This window comes from Roseibium sp., from assembly GCF_965216085.1.
GTDB lineage: Bacteria > Pseudomonadota > Alphaproteobacteria > Rhizobiales > Stappiaceae > Roseibium.
Genome location: NZ_OZ244138.1, coordinates 3,049,978 through 3,074,349, shown reverse-complemented (window position 1 = coordinate 3,074,349; position 24,372 = coordinate 3,049,978). Strand labels below are relative to the sequence as shown.

Annotated in this window: 20 protein-coding genes; 12 read left to right on the top strand and 8 right to left on the bottom strand. The window is 54.4% G+C overall.

Annotated features, from left to right (window positions below; translation table 11 throughout):
• The first annotated feature begins 34 nt into the window (after nt 1-34).
• From ACOOFE_RS14465 to ACOOFE_RS14455, 3 genes are read left to right on the top strand one after another with little or no spacing between them, the layout of a single operon-like run.
• Nucleotides 35-1,420, top strand: coding sequence for an amidohydrolase family protein (locus tag ACOOFE_RS14465; protein WP_420410705.1), 1,386 nt, complete (start codon nt 35-37; stop codon nt 1,418-1,420).
• Nucleotides 1,421-1,449: 29 nt separating this feature from the next.
• Nucleotides 1,450-2,217 (top strand): DUF3299 domain-containing protein, encoded by a 768-nt coding sequence (locus ACOOFE_RS14460; protein WP_420410704.1) that lies wholly within the window; start codon nt 1,450-1,452, stop codon nt 2,215-2,217.
• The gene (locus tag ACOOFE_RS14455) at nt 2,163-3,440 is read left to right on the top strand and encodes a carbohydrate porin (RefSeq protein WP_420410703.1); all 1,278 of its coding nucleotides are present in this window, start codon (nt 2,163-2,165) and stop codon (nt 3,438-3,440) included. The genes ACOOFE_RS14460 and ACOOFE_RS14455 overlap by 55 nt, the downstream gene beginning before the upstream one ends.
• Here the strand turns inward: ACOOFE_RS14455 and ACOOFE_RS14450 are convergent.
• The gene (locus tag ACOOFE_RS14450; RefSeq protein ID WP_420410702.1) at nt 3,437-4,354 is read right to left on the bottom strand and encodes a LysR family transcriptional regulator; all 918 of its coding nucleotides are present in this window, start codon (nt 4,352-4,354) and stop codon (nt 3,437-3,439) included. The two genes, ACOOFE_RS14455 and ACOOFE_RS14450, sit on opposite strands and share 4 nt — an antisense overlap.
• Nucleotides 4,355-4,469: 115 nt before the next feature.
• Here ACOOFE_RS14450 and ACOOFE_RS14445 point away from each other — a divergent pair, with 115 nt between their 5' ends.
• Complete coding sequence (locus ACOOFE_RS14445; protein WP_420410701.1) at nt 4,470-5,393, top strand: SDR family NAD(P)-dependent oxidoreductase; 924 nt, start codon at nt 4,470-4,472, stop codon at nt 5,391-5,393.
• Between the two features lie 34 nt (nt 5,394-5,427).
• Nucleotides 5,428-5,805, top strand: a complete 378-nt coding sequence (locus ACOOFE_RS14440) for a DUF4345 family protein (RefSeq protein ID WP_420410700.1) — start codon at nt 5,428-5,430, stop codon at nt 5,803-5,805.
• Nucleotides 5,806-5,875: 70 nt separating this feature from the next.
• Here ACOOFE_RS14440 and ACOOFE_RS14435 read toward each other — a convergent pair whose 3' ends face one another.
• Nucleotides 5,876-6,763: a LysR family transcriptional regulator gene (locus ACOOFE_RS14435; protein ID WP_420410699.1), complete on the bottom strand. Its 888-nt coding sequence runs from the start codon at nt 6,761-6,763 to the stop codon at nt 5,876-5,878.
• A gap of 106 nt (nt 6,764-6,869) precedes the next feature.
• On the opposite strand from ACOOFE_RS14435, the gene glyA reads away from it, so the two are divergent.
• The 3 genes from glyA to ACOOFE_RS14420 all read left to right on the top strand — a co-directional run bounded on the left by glyA (nt 6,870) and on the right by ACOOFE_RS14420 (nt 11,206).
• On the top strand, nt 6,870-8,195 hold the full coding sequence (gene glyA, locus ACOOFE_RS14430) for a serine hydroxymethyltransferase (RefSeq protein ID WP_420410698.1): 1,326 nt from the start codon (nt 6,870-6,872) through the stop codon (nt 8,193-8,195).
• Between the two features lie 223 nt (nt 8,196-8,418).
• The gene (locus ACOOFE_RS14425; RefSeq protein WP_420410697.1) at nt 8,419-9,729 is read left to right on the top strand and encodes a serine hydrolase domain-containing protein; all 1,311 of its coding nucleotides are present in this window, start codon (nt 8,419-8,421) and stop codon (nt 9,727-9,729) included.
• A gap of 79 nt (nt 9,730-9,808) precedes the next feature.
• A complete protein-coding gene (locus tag ACOOFE_RS14420) occupies nt 9,809-11,206 on the top strand; it encodes an MATE family efflux transporter (protein ID WP_420410696.1) in 1,398 nt (465 codons plus the stop codon).
• 35 nt (nt 11,207-11,241) lie between these two features.
• Here the strand turns inward: ACOOFE_RS14420 and ACOOFE_RS14415 are convergent, their stop codons facing one another.
• A complete protein-coding gene (locus ACOOFE_RS14415; RefSeq protein WP_420410695.1) occupies nt 11,242-11,658 on the bottom strand; it encodes a helix-turn-helix domain-containing protein in 417 nt (138 codons plus the stop codon).
• A gap of 71 nt (nt 11,659-11,729) precedes the next feature.
• Between ACOOFE_RS14415 and ACOOFE_RS14410 the strand changes: the two genes are divergently transcribed.
• A complete protein-coding gene (locus tag ACOOFE_RS14410; protein ID WP_420410694.1) occupies nt 11,730-13,010 on the top strand; it encodes an MFS transporter in 1,281 nt (426 codons plus the stop codon).
• A gap of 16 nt (nt 13,011-13,026) precedes the next feature.
• Here ACOOFE_RS14410 and ACOOFE_RS14405 read toward each other — a convergent pair whose 3' ends face one another.
• The 3 genes from ACOOFE_RS14405 to guaD form a co-directional block, all read right to left on the bottom strand.
• Complete coding sequence (locus ACOOFE_RS14405; RefSeq protein WP_420410693.1) at nt 13,027-14,256, bottom strand: HlyD family secretion protein; 1,230 nt, start codon at nt 14,254-14,256, stop codon at nt 13,027-13,029.
• A complete protein-coding gene (locus ACOOFE_RS14400) occupies nt 14,256-14,609 on the bottom strand; it encodes a hypothetical protein (RefSeq protein WP_420410692.1) in 354 nt (117 codons plus the stop codon). Before ACOOFE_RS14400 ends, ACOOFE_RS14405 begins: the two co-directional genes overlap by 1 nt.
• Nucleotides 14,610-14,714: 105 nt before the next feature.
• Nucleotides 14,715-16,013 (bottom strand): guanine deaminase, encoded by a 1,299-nt coding sequence (gene guaD, locus ACOOFE_RS14395; protein ID WP_420415580.1) that lies wholly within the window; start codon nt 16,011-16,013, stop codon nt 14,715-14,717.
• 263 nt (nt 16,014-16,276) lie between these two features.
• On the opposite strand from guaD, the gene speB reads away from it, so the two are divergent.
• The gene (gene speB / locus ACOOFE_RS14390; protein WP_420410691.1) at nt 16,277-17,248 is read left to right on the top strand and encodes an agmatinase; all 972 of its coding nucleotides are present in this window, start codon (nt 16,277-16,279) and stop codon (nt 17,246-17,248) included.
• Here the strand turns inward: speB and ACOOFE_RS14385 are convergent.
• Nucleotides 17,227-17,874, bottom strand: a complete 648-nt coding sequence (locus ACOOFE_RS14385) for a hypothetical protein (protein WP_420410690.1) — start codon at nt 17,872-17,874, stop codon at nt 17,227-17,229. The genes speB and ACOOFE_RS14385 overlap by 22 nt on opposite strands.
• 262 nt (nt 17,875-18,136) lie before the next feature.
• Here ACOOFE_RS14385 and ACOOFE_RS14380 point away from each other — a divergent pair, with 262 nt between their 5' ends.
• Nucleotides 18,137-20,491 carry an EAL and GGDEF domain-containing protein gene (locus ACOOFE_RS14380; protein WP_420410689.1) on the top strand — a complete coding sequence of 785 codons (2,355 nt, stop codon included), beginning with the start codon at nt 18,137-18,139 and terminating at the stop codon, nt 20,489-20,491.
• 97 nt (nt 20,492-20,588) lie between these two features.
• Here the strand turns inward: ACOOFE_RS14380 and ACOOFE_RS14375 are convergent, their stop codons facing one another.
• Nucleotides 20,589-22,394, bottom strand: coding sequence for a PHA/PHB synthase family protein (locus ACOOFE_RS14375; RefSeq protein ID WP_420410688.1), 1,806 nt, complete (start codon nt 22,392-22,394; stop codon nt 20,589-20,591).
• A 639-nt stretch (nt 22,395-23,033) separates the two neighbouring features.
• On the opposite strand from ACOOFE_RS14375, the gene ACOOFE_RS14370 reads away from it, so the two are divergent.
• Nucleotides 23,034-24,269 carry a GGDEF domain-containing protein gene (locus ACOOFE_RS14370; protein WP_420410687.1) on the top strand — a complete coding sequence of 412 codons (1,236 nt, stop codon included), beginning with the start codon at nt 23,034-23,036 and terminating at the stop codon, nt 24,267-24,269.
• Nucleotides 24,270-24,372 lie beyond the last annotated feature (103 nt).

Genomic DNA, 24,372 nt, shown 5'->3' with positions numbered 1-24,372 from the left:
GATATGCTCAGCTGGATTGAAACGGGGGACATAAATGCGCTTGAAGAATCTTGTTTTCGTTGCTGCAATGCTCGCGATATCGAGCGGTGCACATGCTCAAGAACCAGCTGCGCCCCTCCAGACCTTGTTCACCAATGTGCATGTCTTTGACGGTGTGAACGAGCAGCGGATCGAAAACGCAAGTGTGCTGGTAGAAGGCAACTTGATCAAGACAGTGTCGACCGGTGTGATTGAGGCGCCGGATGCCGTGGTGATCGACGGTGGCGGCCGCACGCTGACGCCTGGTTTTATCGAGAACCATGCGCACTTGATGCTTATGGGCCCCAGTTTGAGCGCGATGGAATCAGGTGTGACGTGGGAGGACTTTGGCATCCATGCCACGCGGATGGCCGAGATGTATCTCAAACAAGGCTTCACGACCGTGCGTGACGCCGGGGGCGCCAACGGTGGATTGCGGCGAGCGATTGATGCAGGCCAGATTCCAGGGCCGCGCTACTACCCTTCAGGTGCCTTTTTAAGCACCCGTGGTGGCCACGCCGATTTCGCCAATTTTACGGCCCCTCCAGGCATCGAGACCAACTTCAGCCGTCTCAACATGTCGCAAGAAGTCAGTGGCGTGGATGATGTTTACAGGTACGGGCGCAACAACTTCCGGATGGGGGCGACCCAACTGAAATTCATGCAGTCCGGCGGCGTCGTTTCGGCTTTTGACCCGTGGCAGCTGCTCGCTGGTTCGAAGGAAGAAATCGAGGCCGCGGTTCAAGTCGCCAATGAATACGGCAGTTACGTCATGGCGCATTCCTACCGCAAGGAAGCGATTTTGAATGCGCTGCATGCCGGTGTGAAGACAATCGAGCATGGTTTTTCGTTCGATTGCGAAATCGCTGAAATCATGACGGAGAAGGGGGCTTATATCACCACGAACCTGACCGCCTTTGACCCGGGCCTTCTCGATATTCCAGCCGTCAAAAACCAACCCTCGAGCCTGGCCAAGGCCATTTCGGCATCGGCAACCTTCGAGAATTACATACCGAACATGAAGAAGTGTCCAGTGAAGCGCGGGTTTCAGACGGACTGCGTTGGCTCGGTCGAGGCCTGCAACATCCAGGTTGCCTATGAGAAGCACTTGAATGGGGAATTCTTCGGCGCCTACCAGTCGATGGTCACGCTGACCTCGATCGGAGGTGAGATTGCCCAACTTTCCGGCGATTTCATGAATCCCTATCCGGCGGGCAAGCTCGGTGTGATCGAGGAAGGTGCCTACGCGGATATTCTCATCTTGGATGGCAACCCGTTGGAAGATTTCTCTGTTGTCGGCACAGGTGACACATGGTTTGGCGCTGACCCGCGTCCGGAAAGCCCGGAAACCATCCGGTTGATCATGAAGGACGGAAAGATCTTCAAGAACACGCTGAACTGATACTGAGTGTTGCGGGACGGATCGTCGTCATGAAAAAAATGGCAGGAAACGTTGTTGTTGGCGTGTTGCTCGGAGCAGCAGCCGGTCTCTGGACACCGGCTGGTGGTGCTTGGGCATCTGAAGTCTCTTGGAATGATCTGCCTGACACAAAAGTGCAAGAGTATGAAGATCCTTATCGGGATCTCACATACGATCAGGTCGACAGTTTACGCAAAATCGCTCAACTACGAGCCCGCTTGAAAAGCGAGACTGCGCAGGGCAGCGCGCACAGCGATCTGAAGATGCGGCTTACTGATTTACTCAAGAGTTGGGAGACGTCCGGTCGTGATCCGGATTGGCTGATTAAGCAGCGGTGGGTTGTCGCCGAGCGCAGAAAACTGGCTGCGACGGCTGGCAATCCGGATTTGGACGGGAGGGAGGTCACCTTCTCTGGGTTTGTAATCCCAGCTCCACAAGATGCCGAAGGCAGATCCACCGCCTATTTGGTCGAAGTGCGTGGCATGTGCAGCCACATGCCGCCGCCACCGCCAAATCGACTCCTTCGGTTGGTATTTGAAGACGCCTGGTATCCGCGGTTCATTTATGAGCCGATCAAAGTCAGCGGCAGACTTGAAATCGCGCCTAGCCAGAGAACCATTCGTGTTGTTGACGGACCCGTCTCCATGGCGTCTACATTCCGGCTCGAAGTCGCCAGCATCGATGTAACGGTATCCCCAAACATAACAGCGAATGAAACTAAACCGTGGCCCTTGAGACCACATTGGCAAGGGCGTCAAGCCGGAACGAGCCGCCCTTGAACGTCGGCGGCAGACATCCGGCGCTCACAAGATGGCTCTGCGTAGGCTTTCTTGTCTTGGTGTTCGGGTCGGCGCAGGCGCAGGATCACGGCAGCGGAGGTCTCGGTGGACCGAGCTCTGTACAATCGGATCTTTCTGACGGCGACGGACTGACCGATCCGCAATTCCGATCCCGGTTCCCGGAAACTTTGGTGCCGCAGTGGTTTGCGTTCAAGGAAACGCTGAAAACAAATGCAAACATCGATTTCAAGATCGACTATCTCAGTTTAGGACAGTGGTCGAACTCAAATATCGGTCAGGGCCACGCGGTAGGCGGGATGGCCCGGATTTACGGAACCTGGCAAGCGTTCGAAAACGGAGGATTGACGGCCAAGCTGGAACACCGCACAGCCTACACCTCTGTCGCGCCGCAGTTTTTTGGGTTTGATAGCGGCGCCCAATCAATCAGCGGCACCGCGTTCAACGACATCCAGCTGGCTCTCACAAATCTTTTTTGGACACAGCGGGCGGAAGGCGGGGCCTGGGTTTTGCAGGCTGGCCAACTCGATGTAACGGATTTCGTTGATGTCTATGGCCTCGTCAGCCCATATACGGCCTTTCAAAACCTGGCTTTCAATACCAATCCGACGATCAACGCGCCCAACCAAGGCCTCGGAATTGCTGGCGGTGTCCGTTTGCATCAAAACATCTATGCGATCGCCAGTATCGCGGACGCAAATGGCGATCCCACCCAGCCGAATCTAAATGTCTTCAAGAAGGGGGAAACCTTCAAGAGCTTTGAACTCGGGTTTATGAGCGCTCAAGATCGGATCTATTTCGACAACATCCACTTGACCGTTTGGCAGAGCGACGGCGCCGACGACGGATCACGCAAGGACGATTGGGGAATTTCCGGATCAGCGGCCTGGTTCTTCGACAATCGCTGGATGCCGTTCCTGCGCGCGGGATTTTCTCAAGGAAAAGCAGCGCTTTACAAGAAAACAGTTTCGGCGGGCCTTGGGTTTTATACGCGCGAAACCGACCTTTTCGGATTTGGTCTGAACTGGTCCGATCCGGGGGATGCCTTTGACGAGGATCAGTACACAGCTGAGATCTTTTACAGATTTACAGTTTCGCCGCACCTTGCAATTACGCCAAGCTTGCAGCTGATCGCCAACCCGGCACTCAATCCGGACCAAGAGAACCTGGCCATATTCGGCCTTCGCGGACGGATTGCGCTTTAGATTGACGCCGTTCCCGAAACCCAGAATTCATTGCGCCGGGAGGTTATGCGCCCGGCCAGGAAATCTACAAACAGGCGGACCCGCGCAGTGTTCTTCAGATCCCTATGGAGCAGCAGCCAGATGCCGCGGTAGGGCAGCGGCTTCTGGAAGGGTGCGCGGATCAGGTCCGGATGGCGGTCGCCAAGATTGCATGCCAGATAGGCCATGCCGAGGCCGGAGGCGGCGAGGGTTATCAGCGGCACGAGCTCAGACACCCGGTGCCTCAATGTGGCCCTTGGATACCAGCTTTTTAGGATCCACGGTGCCGTCGTGTCGCCCAAGGGTTCATGCCAGCCGATGAATTCCAACCCTTCGCCCTCATTGTCGCGAACCTTGTTGGCGTAGTCTCTGGAACAATAGGCGGCCTGGGACATGTCGACGAGCCGGCGACCGACCACATCGTCGGTGACCTCACTGGCAATTCGGAAGCTGATGTCAGCCTCGCGGCGGGTTAGATCGGCCACCTGGTTGCTGAACTGCAGGTTCAGATCAATATCGGGATAAGCGTCGGCGAAAGCAGTGAAATCATCCATAATGGACGTCATCGAAAGGCCATGCGGCAGGCTGATGTGGATGGTCCCGCTAGGCTGCGTGTCCCGTCCGATGATAACCCGGGAAGCGGCAGCCATTTCCTCTTCAATCCGCTCCGCATGGGGCATCAGGTCTTCGCCCAGCTGCGTCAGCGCCAAACCGGCTTTCGACCGGTCGAACAGGCGGCTGCCAACACGGTCCTCCAGAACGGCCAGGTGCCGTGACAAGGTCGTATGGTTGACCTTCAGCGCATTTGCTCCGCCGCGGAGCGTCCCGCTGCGGGCAACGGCAAGAAAATACTTCAGGTCATCCCAATCGAGGGAATAGCTTTCCGGAGTTGGCATGGCCATTTTCTCTGGTTCATTATTGAAACACCTTGTCTGAATTTACCTATCTACAGCGCAATAATCAAACACCTTACCTTCCAGTCAGACGAAACGAATGGAAGGAGTTTTCGAAATGGAAAACATCAAATCAGTCCTGATTACCGGGGCCAATGTCGGCCTTGGCCGCGAGTGTGCCCGCCAGCTGGCGCTGACCAGTACGATTGAAAAAATCTATCTAGGGTGCCGCAGCCGAGAAAAAGCCGAAGCTGCTTTGTCGGCGTTGGTTGCCGATACCGGACGCAATATTTTTGAAATTGTTCTGCTCGATGTGATGGATCCAGGATCTGTGCGGGCGGCGGTTTCCAACATGAAAGCACCGGTCGACGCGGTGATCCTGAATGCAGGTGGCACCGGCGGACGGCACCCGACCGCGCTGACGTCGCAGGGTGTCATGAACATCTATGCGGTCAACGTTCAAGGGCATGTTGTCCTGATCGACGAAATGTTGAACCAGCAGCTGATCACGTCGACCGTGCTTTATGCCGGATCGGAAGCCGCCCGCGGTATTCCGAAAATGGGCGTTGCCCGTCCGGAGCTCAAAGACGCGTCGGTGAATGAGTTCTTGAACATTGCCGTTGGCCGAACATTCACTGCAAAGAGCGATCCGATGGACGCTTACGCCAGCGTTAAACTGACAGCGGCGCTCTGGATGTCATCGATGGCGCGCAAAAACCCGCATCTGCGCTTCGTTACCGTCAGCCCGGGCGGCACGACCGGCACCAACGGGTTTGACGACATGCCGTTCCTCAAGAAGCTGATGTTCAAGCACATTGGCGGTGTCCTGATGCCACTCTTCGGCATGATGCACGGCGTGGAGATCGGCGCCAAACGCTATGTCGACGTCCTGACCAATCCGAAATTCAAAAGCGGTGGTTTTTACGCCAGCAAGGAAGGTTCGCCGACCGGAAAGATCGTCGATCAGTTCCCGATGTTTGCCGCACTTGCCAACGAAGAGTTCCAGGACAACGCCAATCAGGCGGTTCACCAGTTGGTTTAACGGACGCACATCACTCAAATTTAGGAGACTATAAATGGAATTCGCACTTCAAATCATGACCGTTCTGGCCGCGATCATGCTGTTCGGCCTTGGAATGACATCCATGTTTGTTCCGGGGAAGATGCTCAAGAACTTTTCCGTTGAGCCGATCGGAACTGCGGGATTGAGCACAATCCGCTCGGTCGCCGGCGGTCTGTTTCTGGCAAGCTTTGGCCTCATCGCCTTCGGTCTGGCGACCGGTCGGACCGAGGCCTTTCTTCCGGTAGCCCTCCTGATGGCTGCGGTTGTCATCGGGCGTGTCGTTGGTCTGATTGCAGATGGATTCGATAAGTCCGTCGTCCCACCGATTATCGTCGAACTGGTCATCATCGCGGTCCTGGTCAATGCCCATGCACCTACCGCAATGACCTGATTTTTCGTTCGAAACCGAAAATAGTACCTCACGAAGGCGGCGGGATTGTTCCGGCCGCTTTTCGTTTTGGTCACAACGTCAGGGCTACCAGAAAATCGGTGACTTGTTTCAGTGGACTTCCATCCTGCAAAGGTTTCAAGGACCGGATAGTCAGGGCAGACGGCAAAGCGACTTTGGCTTTAAACGGTGCAACGAGCTGTCCACTTTCCAACAGTGGGCGCACAAGCGTTTCATGGCCGATCAAAATGCCAGCCCCATTTTTGCACTCTTCCAGGGCGAGGGAATAGAGCGAATATTCCGGACCACTTTTCAAAAGGTTCTGGCCAGGTGCTGCTTCGTCCAGCCAGGTTTCCCAATCGGATTTCCAGGTAGTGTCGAAGAGAAGGGTTTGCGCAATGAGATCGCCAGGCGCCTTCAGATCTTTTGCAATTTCAGGCGCACACACAGGAAAGATGATATCTGGAGCTGCGATAATATCGCTCCCGATATTATCTTGGGGCCGGAAAAAGATCGCCAGATCAAATGGTTCACGGGCAAGGTTCGGGGGCGCTTCCATCGCTGTGATGGAGACGGACATTTGCGGCAAGGCTGTGCGTAAAGATGGCAGGCGCGGTGAAATCCAGAGCTGTGCAATGCTGGGCGTCGCTGCGATCCGGATGTCCTGCGGATTGGCGAGACTTCTCAGGGTTTGAACGGAGGCGGCCATCGCGTCGAAGGCGGCCATGAAACCAGGCAGGACGCCCGATCCGAGCGGAGTGAGGTGAACCCCTTTGGCGTGCCGTTTGAACAGCTTCTTTCCGGTCCACTCTTCCAGAGATTTGATTTGCTGCGCCACAGCGGCTGGTGTCACGCACAGCTCGTCCGCAGCCGCTGCAAAACTGTTGAGCCGGGCGGCGGCCTCAAAGGCTCTTAACGCATTTAGTGGCGGCATTTTAGGACGGGGTGGCGCTACCGGCATAATGTTTCCATAGGCATAGAAAAGCTAGGGCTACAAAATAGCAAAACTCGTTTGCGGGCACCAGGCAGCTCTGGTTTCTTTCGAGAAACCGTTCAGGAGATTGAGTATGACCGCATTGGAAAAACGAGACTGGGTACCGGAGGCATGCGAACTCTACATTCAGGAACTGGCTGCAAAAACCGCGCAGGCAAGTCTTGAGGACACTGCAGCCCGGATCGACGATCTGATCGTGCAAAACCGCGAAATCCATGAGCGGGACTGTTTCAATCTCAATCCGGCCACCAATGTCATGAACCCCAAGGCCGAGGCCGCGCTCGCCGCAGGATTGGGATCGCGCCCGTCCCTTGGCTATCCCGGCGATAAATATGAAATGGGCCTGGAGGCGATCGAAGAAATCGAAGTGATCTGTGCAGAACTCTGCGCCGACGTGTTTCAAGCCAAATATGCTGAAATCCGGGTCGGGTCCGGCGCGTTAGGCAATCTTTATGCCTTCATGGCGACCTGCCGGCCGGGCGATGCAGTTATTGTCCCACCAGCGTCAATTGGTGGTCACGTGACGCACCATGAGGCGGGGTGCGCCGGTCTCTATGGTCTTGAAATCCACGAAGCGCCAGTCAGCGCGGATGGTTACACTGTCGACGTTGACGGCCTTCGGGAGCTCGCACGAACGGTAAAGCCGAAACTGATCACCATTGGCGGCAGCCTCAATCTGTTTCCTCATCCGGTTCGCGAAATCCGTGAGATTGCAGATGGCCACGGTGCGAAGGTTCTGTTCGATGCTGCCCATCAATGCGGCATCATTGCCGGCAAAGCCTGGCCAAACCCGCTCACTGATGGCGCGCATCTAATGACCATGAGCACCTACAAAAGCCTGGGCGGGCCTCCGGGCGGCCTGATTGTCACGAATGAGGCAGATCTGGCCGAGAAACTTGATGCCATCGCCTTTCCGGGCCTGACGGCGAATTTTGACGCCGCCAAATCTGCAGCGCTGGCGATCACCATGCTCGATTGGCAAGCCTTTGGAGAGGCCTACGCCGCAGCCATGATCGACCTCTCCAAGCAGCTGGCGGCTGACCTCAGTGCGGGGGGGCTCAAGATCTTCGGGGCGGATAGGGGCTTTACCGGATCGCATCAGTTCGCGGTTGAAGCTGCTCCATTTGGCGGCGGGCAGGCAGCGTCCAAAAAGCTGCGCCAGGCCGGATTTCTGGCCTGCGGTATCGGTCTTCCGATTGACCCTGTGCCTGGGGACATGAACGGCCTTCGCATCGGCACGCCGGAGCTGGTCCGCTGGGGAGTAAGCAAAGATCATTCAGAAAAACTTGCCGGATTGATCGCCCGGGCGCTGACCACGAACGACCTCGGATCGCTCGCACAAGAGGTCAAGGAGTTCCGGTCAGAGTTCAAGGACCTTCACTTCATTCGCAAAGACTAGTCTTTTTTCCCCTGCCGGCAGACGGAGGGCGAAAGCTGAGCCTGCACTCTGCCGCCGCATCGATTGGTATTGAGCGGCAAATGAAATCAGATGGAAATCGAAACGGAGCCTTGAACGATAAAAAGAGATAACGTTGCGGAATCAATGCGAATCCAGCTGGCCAATTGCATTTTTTTCGAATTGAATGGACAGGAATTTTGTTTTGAAGTCTGGAGCAGCGGCAATGATACATCCGATTTGGAACTTCAAAAGGGCTCTCATTCTCGCATCTGTTTGTTGTATCGGTCTCCCGCAAGCGGACGCCCAAGATACGATGGTAGATGGCCGTCCGAAAACGGCGGCTGAACTTGGTATCATGAAGGGTACACCGCCCTCGCGAACTGTCGACATATCTGCCTGGGATAAAGGCCCGGACAATCGCTGGGCGTTTCAGCATATCAGTGAGTTTCTACATGTGGCGAATATCAGCCGCGGTTCAGGTCCGGCAGTTCCGCTTGAAACAGCATTTGACGATCTGTCCGGCCTGGAATTCAAAGGTCATGACAATGAGACACTGACAGTCGCAGAAATGCTTGTCCGCACCTACACAGACGGGTTTATCGTTTTGCAGGATGGCGATGTTATTTTTGAAAAGTATTTCAATGGCATGACGCCTGGTACACGGCATCTTCTGATGTCGGTATCAAAATCTGTTACCGGGACTATGGCAGGAATCCTTGTCAACGATGGCCGGTTGGACCCTACGGCAGCGATCACGGACTATATTCCGGAAATGACAGGCGCGCCGGGTTTTGGGGGCACTACCGTTCGTCAGGTTCTTGATATGACGACCTCCATTGTCTTCAGTGAGGATTATGCGGATCCCGATGCGGAAGTGGTAGCTCATGAAGCCACCACGGCTTGGCGCGGCGAAACAGCTCCGCTTGCAAAAGAAGGGGTCTACGCCTTTGCCACAACGATCGAGAAAGATCCGTCGAGGCCGCACGGACAGCAATTCCATTATGCGTCCATCAATACGGATGTCCTTGGCTGGTTAATAGAACGGGCTTCGGGTCAGCGCTTCGCGGAATTTTTCAGTGACACGATCTGGTCCAAACTTGGCGCAGATCATGATGGTCAGATCACAGTGGATTACAAAGGGGCAGCCGCAGCAAATGGCGGCTTTGTATTGACTTTGAGAGATCTCGCCCGCTTTGCGCAGATGGTCCTCGATGACGGGTTTTACAACGATCAGCAGATCGTCTCATCCGGTTGGATCGATGACATCCGTTTCAATGGAAACAATTCTGCTTGGAAACCGACCAGTTACGCCGAAACCTGGCCCAACGGTTTTTATCGGAACCAATGGTACGTTACAAAAGATGATCACGGGTCCTTTTTTGCTGTCGGCGTAAACGGTCAGCACATTTGGATTAATCCGACCACCAGGACGGTGATCGTGAAATTCTCCTCTTTGCCAGTGAGTGCAGATAAGGACAACATTGTTCTTGGTTGGCTGGCCATGGACGCAATTTCCCGGTCGTTTTCCGATTGAGACGTTGAAGTTGAGCAGCTTCCCGTGGCAAGAGGCGGGCGGGGGAACACTGTGAGATTCCCCGCAACCGACTGTGCAAATGTCCCAAGCCAAGTTTCTTGAAGGCAATCTCTTCCGTCATGTCACGGTGATGTCGATCACGTCCTCGATCGGACTGTTGGCGGTGTTTGCCGTTGATTTCATCGACATGATTTTCATTTCGATGCTCGGCAAGGAAGAACTGGCCGCCGCGGTCGGTTATGCGGGCGCCATCCTGTTTCTTTCCACCTCGTTCAACATCGGGGTGGCAATTGCTGCAGGTGCCCTGGTCGCCAAATCGCTCGGAGAGGGCGATAAGGGGCAAGGGCGTCAACGTGCCTCCAACGCACTTCTAGCCGGGATCCTGTTTTCCAGCCTGTTTGCCATTTTGATTTGGACGTCGCTTGATTTCTTGAGTGGATTGCTGGGCGCAACAGGCCGGACGAAAGATTTTGCTGTTGAATATCTCCAGATTGTGGTGCCGACGCTGCCTTTTCTGCTGCTCGGGATGGCCGGCGGGGCAATCCTGCGCGCCCATGGCGATGCGCGGCGGGCGATGATGGTCACGGTAACCGGCGGCATCATCAATGCCGTGCTCGATCCGTTGCTGATCTTCACTTTTGAGCTGGAATTGACGGGTGCCGCATTGGCAAGTGCCGCGGCCCGGATCTCCATGGGATACTTCGCGATTGCCGCAATCTTCCGGCATCACGGCGGGCTTGTCTGGCCAAAAATTTCCGCGTTTGCCGAAGATCTGAAACCGATTGCCGCAATCTCCATTCCGGCGATCTTGACCCAGCTGGCCACTCCGGTCGGTCAGGCGTTTGTTACGCGTGCAATGGCGGATTACGGCGAAGAAGCCGTGGCCGGCATGGCGATCGTCGCACGCATGACGCCGCTTGCCTTCGGCACCATCTTCGCCTTGTCCGGGGCCGTTGGTCCGATTGTCGGCCAGAATTACGGAGCCGGGCAATTCGGCAGGGTGCGAACGACGTTCCGGGATTCGCTGCTCTTTACCGCCCTGGTTGTTGGCTTTGCTGCATTGGTGCTTTTTGTGCTGCGCGCGCCGATAACTGCGTTGTTTGAAGCAGAAGGGCTGGCGAAGGATTTAATCTATCTGTTTTGCGGTCCGCTTGCCCTGGCATTCTTCTTCAATGGGGCACTGTTTGTCGCCAACGCCTGTTTCAACAATCTTGGTCATCCACTCTACTCGACCTGGCTCAACTGGGGCAGGCACACACTTGGCACCATCCTTCCGGTGTGGATCGGGGCGGCGTATCTTGGAGCACCTGGTGTTTTGATCGGTCAGGCCGCTGGCGGCGTTGTGTTTGGCGTCGCAGCCGTTTTGTTGGTGCGTGTCGTTATCCGGGAAGTTGAAACGCGCGGTGACGCGCCAAAAGGACCCGGCATTTTTCAGAGGCAGGCACGCCAGCTTATATTGTTTTTCGACAGGCGCTAGCCGGTGGCAACTGCCCGCTGTAGACAGTTCATTCTTTAGAACTTGTTTGAAACCGGCGCTCTTTTTCGCGCACTGACGCGAATGAGCTTTTGAAACCGCGGGCAATCGATGTGCCTGGGGGCCGTGCAGTCCGCAACGTGGCGGATCATGTCTCTGAGCGCAGTCAGCCGTTTGACCTGGTCATCCAAGTCGTCCGCTTTGTTCAGCAGCACGGTGCGCGACAGCGACGGGCGGCCGTCGGGGCCGAACATGCCTTTGATTTCTTCCAGGGAAAATCCGGCCTGCTTGCCCAGGCGGATGACGGACAGCTGGTCAAGCACTTCCGGGCCGAACAAGCGTTTCAGCCCGCGCCGGCCCGCCGAGTGGATCAGGCCCTTTTCCTCATAGTGGCGCAAAGCGGACGCGGCGACGCCGGATTGATGCGCAACTTCTGAAATATCGAGTAATTTCATCTCTTGACCTCAAGTCGACTTGAGTTTGTAGGCTGGCAGCAATTCGGTCTCTAGACAAGAGGTTTTTGACAATGGATCCGTCGCAAAGAACACAAAACCAATCGATCTGGCGGGATACAGCCGCCTTGGCGTTGCTTCTCACCGCGTCACTAAAAATCATGGCAAATGCGACCATCAGCCCGGCATTGCCGGCTTTGGAAGCCAGTTTTTCTGCAGAGGCGGGCGCAGCTTACCTGGTCCGGTTTTTGGTCTCCGCGCCGTCCTTGACAGTGGTCTTGGTCGCGCCGCTCGCCGGTCTTGCCGTAGATCGGTTTGGACGGGGATGGCTGTTGATGGCAGGCGTTGCCCTGTTTGCTTTATCCGGCAGTGCCGGAGCCTATCTTCCGGACCTAAATACGATTGTGGCGAGCCGACTTTTATTGGGTGTTGCCCTTGCAGTCACGATGACCGCGCAAGTGGCGCTGGTCGGTGACCTCTTTGAGGGCGAACGCCGCAGTGCTTTCATGGGCGGGCAGGTGGTCGCCATCAATTTCAGCGGGTTTTTGTTTATTGGCGGTGCCGGGCTGGTGGCCGACCTGTCGCCGCGTTTGCCTTTCCTGATCTATGCATTGCCAATCCTGCTGCTGCCGTTGCTTTGGCCGGTTGTCCGCCAGGAACAAAACAGGAGAAGAATGCTGCCGGATCTCGAGCAACCGGTAGACAGATCGCCCTCTGTCCAACGGGCGGCAGAAAGCAAAAGGTGGCGCCTGCCGGCGTTTTCAACAGGGGCTTTGTCGATGGTCACCGTGATGCTGTTCTTCCTGATGCCGAGCCAGTTGCCTTTTTATTTGGAGTTCGCTGGGTACAACAGCGCCACGGGTACAGCGCTTGGCCTTGGAGCTTTGACCCTTTCCGGTGCCTTTACAGCGCTCCGGTTTCAAAAGATCCGCAACCGGCTCGGCTTGGCCCGGACGTTTGCGGCCGGTTTTGCGGTTATGGGATCAGGCTTTGCTGTTCTGGCGGTCCAACCTACCTGGACCTTCATCTTGCCCGGTTGCGCCTTCATCGGCATCGGTTATGCCTTGGTCCAGCCAGCGCTCTTTCTTCTGGCCTTGGATATCGCACCGGCCGAACGACGAGGCACGGTTTCCGGAATGGTGACCACGTCGCTGTTTTTGGGCCAGATCGTCTCGCCATTTGTTCTAACGCCCTTGCTACAAACGCAAGGGTTTTCAGTTGTTTATGTTACCGTTGGCGGAGTATTTGGTGTCCTGGCACTCGGTGCGCTCGCGGTCCAATGCTGGACGCGGAAGGAAGAGGTTCCGTCAACAAACGGACCGCTGAAGTCCGCCGTTAGAACAGCCAAAAGCTGATCGATTTTTAGATGCTCTAGTTTGGAAAAACCAGCACCTTGACCGGCAACAGGAGGGACTGGATCCGGATAACAAGGGCGTTTGCGATCCCCATGCCATCCACAATCCGGGTGAGGAAGGCAGAGAACCCGGAAATCTCACCCGCCTTGATCGCCTTGTCGTGGTTCGAATAGGCGACACCAATGCAACGGCTTCCAGGCGGAACATAATTCGCATGCCCGGCATAGATCGGCTCAAGAACTGTCAGGATCGTGCCCGGCCGGGCACGGTCTTGAATATCGATGAGTTGATCCGTTGGCCGTAGCTGTCCGCCCGCGATGACGCGCTGTATTTCCGTTACGGCCATTGGAATGACTTCAAGTGGTTTGGATGCACACGTGATTTCAACAATCGTGCCGAGGTGCAAGATTTGCGCTGAAATCTGGCCGAAACCGGCTTGGAAGCGACCGCGACCCGACCCCTCAGGGACAAGAATACCGGCAGGCCGCAGGATCGGATTTACCAGGTCTCCCGGTTTCAGCTTGAACTGACGGACGGTTCCGTTGGTACCGGCATAAACCGTAGATTTCTCAATTTCGGTTTCCGCCTGCGTGAGAGCTGCCTCCGCACTGGCCCGTTGGGCCGGCAGCAACACTCGTAGCCGGGCCTGAATTGCATCCCGTTGAGCCTTGATGGCATCCAGTGAGCCCGACAGGCCGTCGACAGTCAGCCGCAGGCGCGCCAATTCCTGCTCGCTCACCACATTCTGGTTTCTGCCGGCAAGGTTCTGACGCCGTGTCAGTTCATCTTGCGACTGTTTCAGTTGGCTCTCGGACGAAACGATGTTGCCTTCCGCCGCTGCGAGTTCCGCTTGCGCGACTGTAGCAGCTGCATCCACCTCTGCAATCCGGCGACGGGCGGTTTCTGCGGCGGCTTGCTGGCGCTGAGTGTCGAGCCGGAAAATCGGTTCACCGGCGCGGACGAACTCATTGTCTGAAACGTAAACCTCTTCGACCCGCCCAGGCCGGTCACTCAGGATCGAGACTGTGCGGAAGAGAGAGGTCACATTGGTGGTGGTAGGATGGAAATAGAAGATCACTGTCAACAAGGTGATCGCTAAAACCGCACAAGAGGTGATACCCCAACGGAGTTCATACCAGACCGTGAACAGGTTGATCTCATGGCCGAGCCGTTTGCCTTGTTTGTAGTGGCGATAAAGGTAATCGGGAACAATTGTGATCAGGGCACTGAAAATCAGTTCCAGCATTATCCGGTCCTTCTTTGGCCGGTTCGACCGCGCCTATGGGAGGTTATCTTAACGGGTAGAACAATCTGGGAAATCGGGATGGCCGCTAGAAGAAGTGCAGCAACCCAAAAGGCGTTGTTGAATGTTATCAACGAGATGAAGCCGAGCAATCCGACAAATTGTATCTGGGTTTTACCCAATCCGGAGGCCATCCGGTCCGGCCAGGCCTGAACCGTGAAATAAAGCGCCCCAAATCCAACCATGACCAAGACGAGACATATGCCGACAGCGATAAAAAGACCATCGGTTTGCCCTGGTGCCGTAATGAAAAACGGCAAGGGATCATGCAATATACCTTCGGAGATCGTGTCCACAGTTGCCCCTCCAAAACAAGAACCTTCAGAGTATTAGACAAAGTCCTTTCCCAAGAGGCAAGACCCCCAGTGTGGTTTGTTTGTATTAGAGAATTTGGAAAGGGATCAGACCGGTTTTGAGGCTTTGCCTGCCACATAGGCCTCCACCACAGACCGGTCGTCCCCGAGTGTTTGCAGGACAAACAGCTCTTCGGACAGAGTTTCGGCAGTTTCCATGCGCAGAGCCATCGGCCGGGTCGCTTTGGCATCGAGGACGATAATATCGGCGTCCGTGCCTGCGTCCAATGATCCGATCCGGTCAGACAATGAAAGCGCCTCGGCATTGCCGAGCGTTGCCCAATAGAAGGTTTCTAGCGGATGCAGGCGCTGGCGTTGCAGCTGCAGGACCTTGTAGCCTTCGTCCAACGTGCGCAACATGGAGTAGTTGGTGCCGCCGCCAATGTCGGTCGCAATTGCAGTCTTGATGCCCGCACCTTCGGTGCGTTTCTTGTCGAACAGCCCACTGCCCAAGAAGAGATTGGAGGTGGGGCAAAACACAGCCACGGAACCGGTTTCACGCATCACGCCCAATTCCCGGTCATTCATATGAATGCAGTGACCGAGCAGGGTCTTTCCGCCCAACAAACCGAAATCCTCATAGACCCCGAGATAATCCGCAGCATCGGGAAAGAGTTCTTTGGTGAAGGCGATCTCGTTGTGATTTTCGTTGATGTGGGTCTGAAGGTGGCAGTCCGGATATTCCTTTAACAGCGTCCCAGCCGCTTCCAATTGTTCCGGTGTTGAAGTAATCGCAAACCGCGGTGTGATGACATAGTGGGCGCGCCCGGCGCCATGCCACTTTTCCAGCAACGCTTTGCTGTCGGAGTAGGCGCTATCTGCGGTATCGCAAAGCGCGTCCGGTGCATTGCGGTCCATCATCGTTTTACCGCCCAGCATGAGCATGCCGCGCCGGTCCGCCTCTTCGAAATAGGCGTCGACCGAGTTTGGGTGGCTGGAACAATAGGCAACCGCAGTCGTTGTGCCGTTCGACAAAAGGGTGTCGTAAAACCCCTTGGCGATGCGGTCACCATGAGCCTTGTCTGCGAATTTCTGCTCGGCCGGAAAGGTGTAGTCGTTGAGCCAGTCGAGTAACTGATCTGCCCAGGACGCAATCACTTGAACTTGCGGAAAGTGAAGATGCGTGTCGATAAAGCCTGGCATCAGAAGATGCGGCCGGTGGTCGATTTCTTCTGTTCCGCCGGGAGCTCCGGCAACGATATCTGTATAGGATCCACGAGCAACGATCTTGCCATCTGAAATCAGAAGTGCGCCGTCTTCCTCGCAATGGTAGGCATCGGTGTCGTCCGGGCCTTTGGGAGCGGCGCTGAAAGTGAGCAGCCTGCCGCGCAGAAGTTTAGCCGATATGTCTGCCACTTAAGAAATCCCTGATCGAAGCGTTGGCGGAACTCCATCATGGAGCAAAGCCTTTTAAACCTGGTGAAGAACTGGGACAACGCGTGTTTCACTCTGAATTTCAAGAAGGTGTTCCACTGCTTTCAGTTGAAGCCGATATCGAAACGATAAGGCTGGCCGATCTAAGACAGAGGAGCCCCCGGGCGTTAGAACCCGCTTGAGCTTACCAGCCGACTGAGATTAAGTGCTGGCAGACGAAATACAAAAGGTGCTCCATGGCTGCTGATTTGCCCCGCCCGACGGACAATGCGTTTCTGGGAAACTCCATAAAAGGTGGGTCGCACGAACCGACCTATGGCGGTGTGTTGTCCTTCATGCGCCGCCGCTACAGCCGAGATCTGAATGGGGTGGATCTGGCCGTTTGGGGGATTCCTTTTGATGCCTCGGTTTCAAACCGGCCAGGTGCCCGCTTCGGCCCGCAAGGGGTGCGTCGCGCGTCGGCAATCTTTGACGGGGATCCGCAATATCCGTTCGAGTTCGATCCGTTTGAGACGCTGGCTTGTGTGGACTATGGCGACTGTTCCTTCGACTATGGCCTGAATCCTGACATTCCGGGCCACATCGAAGCACAGGCGCGTGAAATCTTGGAGACCGGCACGCATCTGTTCTCCATTGGCGGCGATCATTTTGTGACCTATCCGCTTCTAAAAGCTCATGTGGCAAAACACGGCCCTTTGGCGCTGGTTCAATTTGATGCCCACCAGGATACTTGGGACGATCAAGGCAACCGGATCGATCACGGCACCTTTGTCGGCCGAGCTGTTCGCGAAGGCCTAATCGATCCGGAAAAATCCATCCAGATCGGTATCCGGACTCATGCGCCCGAAACCTGCGGTATTGAGATTCTGAATGGCGAAGAAGTTGAGCTGCTGGGCGTCAATGGAGTTGTGGAGCTGATCGGTGATCGGGTCGGTGATGCCAAGGCCTATATGACGTTCGACATTGATTGCCTGGATCCTGCATTTGCGCCAGGTACGGGAACACCCGTGTCTGGTGGTCTCACCAGCCGGGAGGCCTTGATGATCTTGCGCCGCTTGGGAGAACTTGATTTTGTCGGCGGTGATGTCGTCGAAGTGGCACCTGCCTATGATCATGCGGATATCACGTCGATCGCGGGCGCCAGTGTCGCTTTAATGTATATCGGCCTATTGGCGGAAAAACAGCGTCAACGTATGGAAGGCCTCTGACGTTCCCTCGGAAGGTTCCCAGCCAGTGGTTCTTCCTGGTCCAGGTCACTTTTGGCATCTCGCCGGTCATCATTCGCTGGCTGTGTTTCCCAGAAACGGTAGAGCGGATGAGAGTTTTTCTGCATTCGGTAGAAACCTGCAAGCCGCTTGATACTTACAGCGTGCGCGGCCCACGTGACGATTAGTCCGGTTGCCGTAAGCATCGGAGACTGAAACAGGCCGCCCAAAATGGTAACGATCAGGCCGGTCCATGCAGTCAGATAAAGCACTGCGAATTTAGCAATCCCGTTTGTTCGCGGCACCTGAGCGAGTTGATTAAGCCAGATCCGTTCACCAAACGCTGCTTGCCGGAAAACCGCCGGGCCTCTGACGCGAAAAAGGCGCGCGACCGCCACCACGGCCCAGCATGTCCAGAGCGCAAATATGCCAGCGAACAAAGGCCCGATCCAAAGGCTCGACCAAGCCGCAGCGGCAGCAAATATTGGAATGACCAACCTTGCGGCCATGACCAGCGGACGGCCTGGAGGTGGCGATCCTGTGCGGGCCGTATAGCGCGGGGTGCCCATGGCCTTGGACCACTTGCTGGATGCATTCTTGTCCAGCTGAAGGGGAGGCGGCGTTTGCATTGGCTTGGGACTGGCTCCTGTGGATCTGAGTTTATATCCCAGCCTCACCATGCATTGCAATTCTTGAGAATTCGCCAAAGTGATCGATCTGTAAACAATTTACAGTGTCATTATTATATATTTGTTTTGTTACCCCTTTTCCGGCTCCGAAGTTAACTGAAAATCAAGAGGGTTTCGAAATTGTTAGAGGGGGTATTGTCAATTTTTCCTTTGGCCGGTTGCCCCTCCTTTTATACAATTGGACCACGATGGACCAAGCATCGTGACTTCTAAAATTTCGTGTTTGAAGGCTGATCGTCGTATGACGATGGAAGGTAATAATAGACGCGGCGATGTTGCCGACTGGCAAGCGATCGAATCGCTGGCCAGCGGACTTGAACAACTGAACGCCACGGATGAGTTTAGGTCTACTGCTGGCATGTTCGGAGACAACGGCTGGCTCCGGGCATTGTTGAACGATGTTTCAGACTATGTTTACGTCAAAGATAGACGGTCCCGCTTCGTAATGGCGAACAAACAGGTCGCTTTAGACATGGGCCTGAAGGACAGTTCGGATTTGATTGGAAAATCCGACCTGGAACTTCATCCTAGTCACATCGGAAGTGTGTTTTATTCCGATGAACAGGCGATAATGGAAACGGGCACGGTTCGCGTGGATTTCGAAGAACGTGTTCTGTTGCCCGATGGAACAGAGAAGTGGTTCTCATCCTCCAAGTATCCGATACCGAATGCGGCTGGAGAGGTCGTCGGTATCGTTGGTATTTCCAGGGATATTACCGGCCGCCAGAAAGCCGAGCAGCTCCTTGCTGGCCAAAACCAGATCCTGAAAGATATTGTAACTGGAGTGCCCCTGTCAGATGTCCTTGAAACACTTGTTTATTTGATTGAGGGGCAGCTGGACGGTGTCATGGGCTCGGTGATGCTCCTTGACGAAACGGGAGAGCATATTTCTCCGGGAGCCGGTCCCAATTTGCCCGAAGCCTATTTGGATGCCTGTAGCGGCATCCCTATCGGTCCTAGAGCTGGTTCCTGTGGCACAGCTGCATTCAGAAAAGAAGATGTTTTCGTTGAAGATATCTTCGACAACGACCTATGGGCTGACTTCATAGAAATTATGCAGGAATTTGACTTGCGTTCTTGTTGGTCGGTCCCCTTTTTCTCCAATGAAGGTGAAGTATTAGGGACTTTCGCCTTCTACACTACAAACGTGCGCAGCCCATCAGAGAGGGAAATCAAAATAGCCCACGAAGCTGCGCATCTGGCTTCAATTGCTGTTGGCCGCGATTTGGCCGAACAGCGGATCCGGTATCTTGCGCACCATGATCCCTTGACTGGATTGCCCAACCGCCAGGAATTTAAAGCCAAACTGGAAGAAAAAGTCGAAACCAGCCGCAAGACCGGAGAGCCGGTTGCGGTCGTCTTTGTTGATATGGACAATTTCAAGTTCGTCAATGACAGTTATGGTCACACGGTCGGCGATGAAGTGTTGACTCTGGTCTCACAACGGATCGTAGCGTCCCACAATGGAACCCACGAAACCATCAGGTTTGGTGGAGACGAATTCGTCCTGATCGTTGACGGGCCGTCTGCTCACAAACCTGAATTGAAAGATTTTCTCAGCGACTTGCGCAACAAGATCATTGAGACGATCCACTTAAACGCGCTGACGTTGCACGTCACCTGTTCGATTGGCGCGGCTGTCTATCCCTTTGACGGCGACGATGCAGAAGACCTCCTCAAGAATGCTGATGATGCCATGTTCGAAGCAAAGAATATCGGCCGGGACAGTTTTTTCATCTATGACAGCACAACGGCTCCAGAAAAAGTCAACAGGCTGAAACTGATTGAGGATCTGCGGCACGGGATATCCTGCAATGAATTGTTTTTGGAGTATCAGCCTCAAATCGATCTCATGAGCGGACGGATCATCGGCGCAGAGGCCTTGGTGCGCTGGAACCATCCGCAACGCGGTCGGCTCATGCCCGGAGATTTCATCGAAATTGCAGAGGAAACCGGTGCAATAGTCCCACTCGGTCGCTGGGTATTGAATGAAGCGTGCCGGCAAAACAAAGCCTGGCAAAAAGCCGACCTTCCTAAAATCACCATCTCCGTCAATGTCTCTGCTGTTCAGTTCAAAGATACCGGCCTGATATCGGACATTAGTGGCGCCCTTGATAGCAGCGGTCTCGATTCGGAATATTTGGAAATCGAGTTCACTGAGAGCCTGTTGATCCAAAACGTTGAACAGGCAATTCAGTTGATGGAGGATTTCCGGCGGATCGGAATCAAGCTGGCGATCGATGACTTTGGAACTGGGTATTCCAGTCTTGTGGCACTGAAGAATTTCCCGCTGACCCGGCTGAAGATCGATCAGAGTTTCATTCAGGACCTTGAGTATAAAGAAAGTGACCGGGCAATTGTGCGCGCCATTATCGCTCTGGGGCGCGAGCTCGGTCTGAATGTCGTGGCCGAAGGAGTGGAAACGGCAAAACAGCAGGCGTTTTTGCTCAGTTGCCGATGCGAGACCACCCAGGGCTATCATTTCGGCCGGCCGATGGCAGCTGACAAGTTCGCCAAACTTCTGGGCATGACCCGCACACCACTGGATGTTGCCTAAACGGCAACCTCCAGTCAGTGTCGTTTAAAGGGCAGGGGAAACACCCCGATTTGGTGGTGCGGCCGACGTTATTTTAGCTGTGGTAATGACTTTCTGCTTATACCCGGGTCATGACATAACTGCCTGGAGCATCTTCTAAAATTTTCATTCTGTTGGCCCCTGGCTTGCGTGGCTTGGCTTCCGCATCATCGTTCTCGCGAATCCATTGATCCCAGTAAGGCCACCAGGATCCTGGATGCTCTTCTGAGTTCTTCAGCCAATTCTCGAGTGCCCCTTTAGGAGCACCACCTGTCCAATATTGGTATTTGTTCTTGGCTGGCGGGTTGACCACACCGGCAATATGGCCAGATCCGGACAACACATATTCCACCGGTCCGCCAAAACAGCCTGAGCCCAGGAAGACCGATTTGGCCGGAGCAATATGATCCTCGCGGGTGGCCAGATTGAAGATCGGGATTGTCACCTTGGATAGATCGAGCCTCTCGCCAGCAATTTCCATTTCCCCTTTGGACAATTTGTTATCGAGATAACAGTTGCGCAGATAGAAGGAGTGGTTTGCCGCGGGCATGCGGGTCGAGTCGGAGTTCCAGTATAGTAGATCGAAGGGGAAGGGCTCTTTGCCTTTCAGGTAATTGTTGACCACATAGGACCAGATGAGATCATTGGACCGGAGCATGTTGAAAGCAGACGACATTTTCGAGCCGTCTAGATAGCCATTGTCGGCCATCCTTTTTTCCAAAACAGAAATCTGTTCTTCGTCAACAAAGACCTTCAAATCGCCCGCATAGGTGAAATCGACTTGCGTTGTAAAGAAGGTCGCGGTCTTGATGCGCTCATCACCGACCTGCGCCATATAGGCCAGCGTGACACCAAGAAGCGTGCCGCCAACGCAGTAACCAATGGCATTGACCTCTTCCTGCCGCGTGGCGCGTTTGATGATATCGAGCGTGTTGAGGATGCCCTCTTTCATATAATGCTCAAAGCTCTTTTGCGCCTGCCGTTCGTCCGGATTGACCCAGGAAATGACAAACACGGTGTGGCCTTGATCGACAGCCCATTTGATAAAGGATTTTTCCTGATTCAAGTCCAGAATGTAGAACTTGTTGATCCACGGCGGCACAATCATCAGCGGCCGCTTGAGCACTTTTTCTGTTGTCGGCGTATATTGGATTACCTGGCAAACATCGTTTTGAGCGATGACTTTGCCCGGTGTATTGCCGAGATTGTCGCCTAGTTTGAATTTGGTCAGATCTGTCTGCCGGATTTTCAGATCACCCTTACCTGACTTCAGGTCCTCGGCCAGAAATTCCATGCCTTTGACCAGGTTTTCGCCATTGCTCTCTAATGTCAGGCGCAGCAGCTCCGGGTTCGTCAGCAGGAAATTCGATGGCGACAGGGCGTTTGAAATTTGAGTGACGTAGAATTCGGCCTTGTGGCGGGTATGTTCGTCAAGACCCTCAGCGTCTTGAACCATTTCTTCAGCCCATTGGCTGGTAATCAAATACAGCTGTTTGACGAAATCGAAATACTGGTTGTTGTCCCAGTCTGGATCGGCGAATCGTTTGTCTCTTGCCGGTGCAGTAACTGCTGGTTCGGACGGCTCCCCCATCATCCGTTTAAGGGATGAGTTCCAAAGGTCTATATAGCCAGTCCACAATCGGCCTTGCGCATCAATTGCGCGCTGCGGATCAGACACCCAGTATTCGCCCACCTGAGCCAGGGTCTTAACAACACCGGTCAACTCATCCGTCGAATCGTGTTTGATTTTGCCTTGTTCGCGCGGTTCTAAATATGCGGCCAGCGCTTTGCCTGCGTTTTCCAGTGTCTTTGCAAGATTTTGAGCAAATGCTTCCGGATTGTTGATGATATATTGCAACATGGGATGCTGGCGGTCATCAGCCATAAGCAGGGATTCCTCCGACTTCTGGTCTTTGTCGCTGCCAAATGGAGGCGGCAGATTCTTGGTTGTTCCTTAGCGTTATCTAATTCTATTTGCGCTTGTATTGGGAACGGTTAATCCTTTATGGCACAACGTTCAGGCGCCGTCGATTGCTTTCCCTTACGCATTTTGACGATGTGCTAGTGGACTTGTGTGACACTTCTGTGGAAGTCGGTCGCGAGCAACAACCGAGGAACCTCAAGAGATGCGCGTATGGGCCAGTCTGGCAACCAGTTTTCTCCTCGCAGCCACGCTATGCGCCTGTGGAGTGGGACCTGGAACACCGTTGTTCGAGGCCATGAACCCGGGGCAAGAGACCAGGTCTGGGACTGTTCAGCCGCCCGATGGCTATGGTCCGCCGAAAGGCACGATTGAGTCCCAAGGTCTTATCAACAATCAGCAGCGTAAAGAGACCGCCGAGTATTTGAAATCGCTCGCAAACGAGGGTGAATCGGTCCAAGCTGAATCGCGTGCGGCACCTTCAGCGGACGAGCTGAGATTAAGAAGATAATAATTACACTGATAGTTATGCGAATGGTTAGTCAGTTTTTTACAACTGCTCCTTATAGTTTTCGTGCCGAATAGACCGGTGCAGAGACCTTGATGACGCTCGATACTGCAACTTTGTTTGCCGCAATTTCCGTGATCCAGATGGCAGGGGCCGTCATACTGGTTCTTTTCTGGATGATCTTGTCCAAGCGGGGGGAAATTCAAGCAGGCAGTTTGCTTTGGTGGATTGCAGGCCTTTTGCTTGGTGCCAGTTCGATTGGATTGATCGCGATGCGCGGTCAAATCAGCGACTTTTGGAGCATTGGTGTTTCCAATTTGCTTTTGATATTGGCGGTTGGATTAAAACGTGCTGGTGTGGCGTCGATCTTGGGGCGAACCCAAAACCTTTGGGTTTTTGCAGCAACAGGCATTCTTTGGATACTGTATTGCAGTTATCCGCCCTTTTTTGAAAGCTTCATTGCGCGGATCAATTTTATCCAGCCCTGTTTAATTACGCTCTGTATTTGGATCGTCTGGATGGCATTCTTCCAGAATCGGGACCGGCTTTATTCGGTGACGTTGTTAGGTGTCACTTCGGCCTTAGAAGCATCCGGATATCTTTGGTATTGGACCTACAACAACCTTGCCGGAAATACGGATGCGCTTGAAATGTTTGCCGATCCGGCAACAGCCATCTATTTGGTCTGGATCATGTTGGCCTTGGTGATGACCATAGTTTTGCCTGTGGGCATGGTCATTGAAATCCTGGTCCTGCGCTATAAGGAACAAGCCTATCAGGACCCGTTGACCGGTTTACCCAACCGGCGGGCATTCTGGAACACATGTCACACATGGCTTTCGAAAGACGGGGGGCAATCCAAGGGATATGGCCTGATCCTTTTTGACATTGATCAGCTCAAATCGGTCAACGACAGCTTCGGTCATGCCATGGGGGACGCGGTTCTTCAGTTGTTTGGACGTGTCGTGCGCGAAGCGATTGGCAAAAACGCATTTGCCGGACGGTTAGATGGCGAAGAATTTGTCATCTTTCTTCCAGGGTTCGATGCGCAAGGCAGCCTGGTGGTTGCGCAACGGGTCTGCCGGCGGTTTGGTGTTGAATGTGAAGAGGCGACCGGGGGCAAACTTATAGTCTCTGCAGGGGCTGGGCTCGCGGTTTTTGGAGCCGGCATGCCGCCGGAACGTGGTGTGGAAACAGCTGCTCGGGCACTTCAGAAGGCGAAAAAGCTGGGACGCGGCCAAATAATTGTCACAGACGCGATCAAGGGCAAGGGCCGCACCCTGGCATTCGGCAGCGCGTCAAAGCCCATAACCAAGCGAACTGCAGCTTAAGTCATTGCGATTATTACCTAAAAACAACCTTGGATAACTCAAAAACTTTTTTCTCCACCAAAAGGCGAAATACTAAGATGAATTACCCATAAGTAGTTCCCGG